We start from the raw sequence: 3,279 nt of genomic DNA on the forward strand, positions 1-3,279 counted from the left end.
AGGATTGCATTGCTTGCCAGCTTATGCGGTCACGAGTGACGTCAGTCTCTCTCTTTCTGGATCAAATCAAGCGCGAGAAGGGCGTTTGGTGGATGCCTTGGCAGTAAGAGGCGATGAAAGACGTGATACTCTGCGATAAGTCATGGGGAGCCGAGAATAGGCTTTGATCCATGAATCTCTGAATGGGGGAACCCACCTGACAGTTCCTTGTTGTTACCTTTGGTAATCAACAAGTTGCTGAACCAGGTACTTAAGATCTGAATACATAGGATTTTAAGAGCAAACCCGGGGAACTGAAACATCTAAGTACCCGGAGGAAAGGAAATCAATTGATACTCTGCTAGTAGCGGCGAGCGAACGCGGACCAGCCAAGCCTGATAAGTGACCAGAACGAGTTGGAAAACTCGGCCATAGTGGGTGACAGCCCCGTATGGGAAGCTTTGAAGGATGTATTAAGTAGGGCGGAACACGTGAAATTCTGTCTGAAGATCGGAGGACCACCTTCGAAGGCTAAGTACTCCTTACTGACCGATAGCGAACCAGTACCGTGAGGGAAAGGTGAAAAGCACCCCGACGAGGGGAGTGAAACAGTACCTGAAACCGAACGCCTACAATCAGTTGGAGGGCCCTTGCGGCCTGACAGCGTACCTTTTGTATAATGGGTCATCGACTTAGTGTATCTAGCAAGCTTAAGCCGTTAGGTGTAGGCGCAGCGAAAGCGAGTCTTAATAGGGCGATTGAGTTAGATGCATTAGACCCGAAACCGAGTGATCTAGGCATGACCAGGTTGAAGGTGCAGTAACATGCACTGGAGGACCGAACCCACATCTGTTGAAAAAGATCGGGATGAGTTGTGCCTAGGGGTGAAAGGCCAATCAAACTCGGAGATAGCTGGTTCTCTGCGAAATCTATTTAGGTAGAGCGTCATCCGAATACCCCGGGGGGTAGAGCACTGGATGGGTAATGGGGCCCCACAGGCTTACTGATCCTAACCAAACTCCGAATACCCGGGAGTACTAGATGGCAGACACACTGCGGATGCTAACGTCCGTAGTGGAGAGGGAAACAACCCTGACCTACGACTAAGGCCCCTAATTCATGGCTAAGTGGGAAAGCAGGTGGGACGACCAAAACAACCAGGAGGTTGGCTTAGAAGCAGCCATCCTTTAAAGATAGCGTAACAGCTCACTGGTCTAAATAAGTTGTCCTGCGGCGAAGATGTAACGGGGCTCAAGCCATGAGCCGAAGTCTAGGATGCATTTATTGCATGGTAGCAGAGCGTAGTGTGACATAGTTCCAATCCTCTTTAGCATTCTTCGGAATGCCTTGGAGGATATGGAGCTTTCTGTGAAGCCGGCGTGTGAGCGATCCGGTGGAGAGATCACTAGTGAGAATGATGACATGAGTAGCGACAAAGAGTGTGAGAGACACTCTCGCCGAAAGTCCAAGGGTTCCTGCTTAAAGCTAATCTGAGCAGGGTAAGCCGACCCCTAAGGCGAGGCCGAAAGGCGTAGTCGATGGGAACCAGGTTAATATTCCTGGGCCAGATGGAAGTGACGGATCTCGAGGGTAGTTCATCCTTATTGGATTGAATGGGCTGCTTAGAGGTTCCTGGAAATAGCTCCATCGCTAGATCGTACCCTAAACCGACACAGGTGGACTGGTAGAGAATACCAAGGCGCTTGAGAGAACGATGTTGAAGGAACTCGGCAAAATACCTCCGTAAGTTCGCGAGAAGGAGGCCCAGTTTCTACGCAAGTATTGACTGGGGGCACAAACCAGGGGGTGGCGACTGTTTACTAAAAACACAGGGCTCTGCGAAGTCGCAAGACGACGTATAGGGTCTGACGCCTGCCCGGTGCCTGAAGGTTAAAAGGAGGGGTGAGAGCTCTGAATTGAAGCCCAGGTAAACGGCGGCCGTAACTATAACGGTCCTAAGGTAGCGAAATTCCTTGTCGGGTAAGTTCCGACCTGCACGAATGGCGTAACGACTTCCCCGCTGTCTCCAACATCGACTCAGCGAAATTGAATTGCCTGTCAAGATGCAGGCTTCCCGCGGTTAGACGGAAAGACCCCGTGCACCTTTACTACAGCTTCACACTGGCATCAGGCCATGCATGTGCAGGATAGGTGGTGGGCTTTGAAATCGGGACGCCAGTTCCGATGGAGCCACCCTTGAGATACCACCCTTGCATTGCTTGATGTCTAACCGCGGTCCGTTATCCGGATCCGGGACCCTGTGTGGCGGGTAGTTTGACTGGGGCGGTCGCCTCCTAAAGCGTAACGGAGGCGCGCGAAGGTTGGCTCAGAGCGGTCGGAAATCGCTCGTTGAGTGCAATGGCAGAAGCCAGCCTGACTGCGAGACTGACAAGTCGAGCAGAGTCGAAAGACGGCCATAGTGATCCGGTGGTCCCGAGTGGAAGGGCCATCGCTCAACGGATAAAAGGTACGCCGGGGATAACAGGCTGATACTGCCCAAGAGTCCATATCGACGGCAGTGTTTGGCACCTCGATGTCGGCTCATCTCATCCTGGGGCTGGAGCAGGTCCCAAGGGTACGGCTGTTCGCCGTTTAAAGAGGTACGTGAGCTGGGTTTAGAACGTCGTGAGACAGTTCGGTCCCTATCTGCCGTGGGTGTAGGATACTTGAGAGGAGTTGCCCCTAGTACGAGAGGACCGGGGTGAACGAACCACTGGTGGACCAGTTGTCGTGCCAACGGCAGTGCTGGGTAGCTATGTTCGGACAGGATAACCGCTGAAGGCATCTAAGCGGGAAGCCCCCCTCAAAACAAGGTATCCCTGAGGACCGAGGTAGACCACCTCGTCGATAGGCCGGAGATGTAAGTGCAGTAATGCATTCAGTTGACCGGTACTAATTGTCCGATAGGCTTGATTTGATCCAGTAAAAGACAGACTGGAACCAAATAAGTCATACACACCAACAGGTTAATGACTTGGACGTTGATAAAGCGAAGCCGTTTACTCGGTTTGGTGATCATAGCACGAGTGAAACACCCGGTCCCATCCCGAACCCGGCCGTTAAGCACCGTAGCGCCGATGGTACTGCATCTTAAGGTGTGGGAGAGTAGGTCATCGCCAAACCTAGTAAACGACTTCGCTTTGTATCTCTCTACGATGACACCCTATTCGCCTCACAATTCTTGCGCTGAGGCAACTCAGGCCAAAACACTTGGCCAGGTTCCGCGGGATGGAGCAGCCCGGTAGCTCGTCAGGCTCATAACCTGAAGGTCGTAGGTTCAAATCCTACTCCCGCAACCAA

Annotated in this window: 1 tRNA gene and 2 rRNA genes; all 3 read left to right on the forward strand. The window is 52.3% G+C overall.

The annotated features are described in order from the left end of the window. The first annotated feature begins 64 nt into the window (after positions 1–64). Positions 65–2,896 (forward strand): 23S ribosomal RNA (locus Q0932_RS20360). Between the two features lie 90 nt (positions 2,897–2,986). Continuing rightward, positions 2,987–3,101: ribosomal RNA gene (rrf, locus tag Q0932_RS20365) — 5S ribosomal RNA — on the forward strand. A 100-nt stretch (positions 3,102–3,201) separates the two neighbouring features. Further along, positions 3,202–3,278 (forward strand) — tRNA-Met (locus tag Q0932_RS20370). Position 3,279: the final 1 nt, after the last annotated feature.

Origin of the sequence: uncultured Shimia sp. (genome assembly GCF_947498095.1) — a bacterium.
Lineage (GTDB): Bacteria > Pseudomonadota > Alphaproteobacteria > Rhodobacterales > Rhodobacteraceae > Shimia.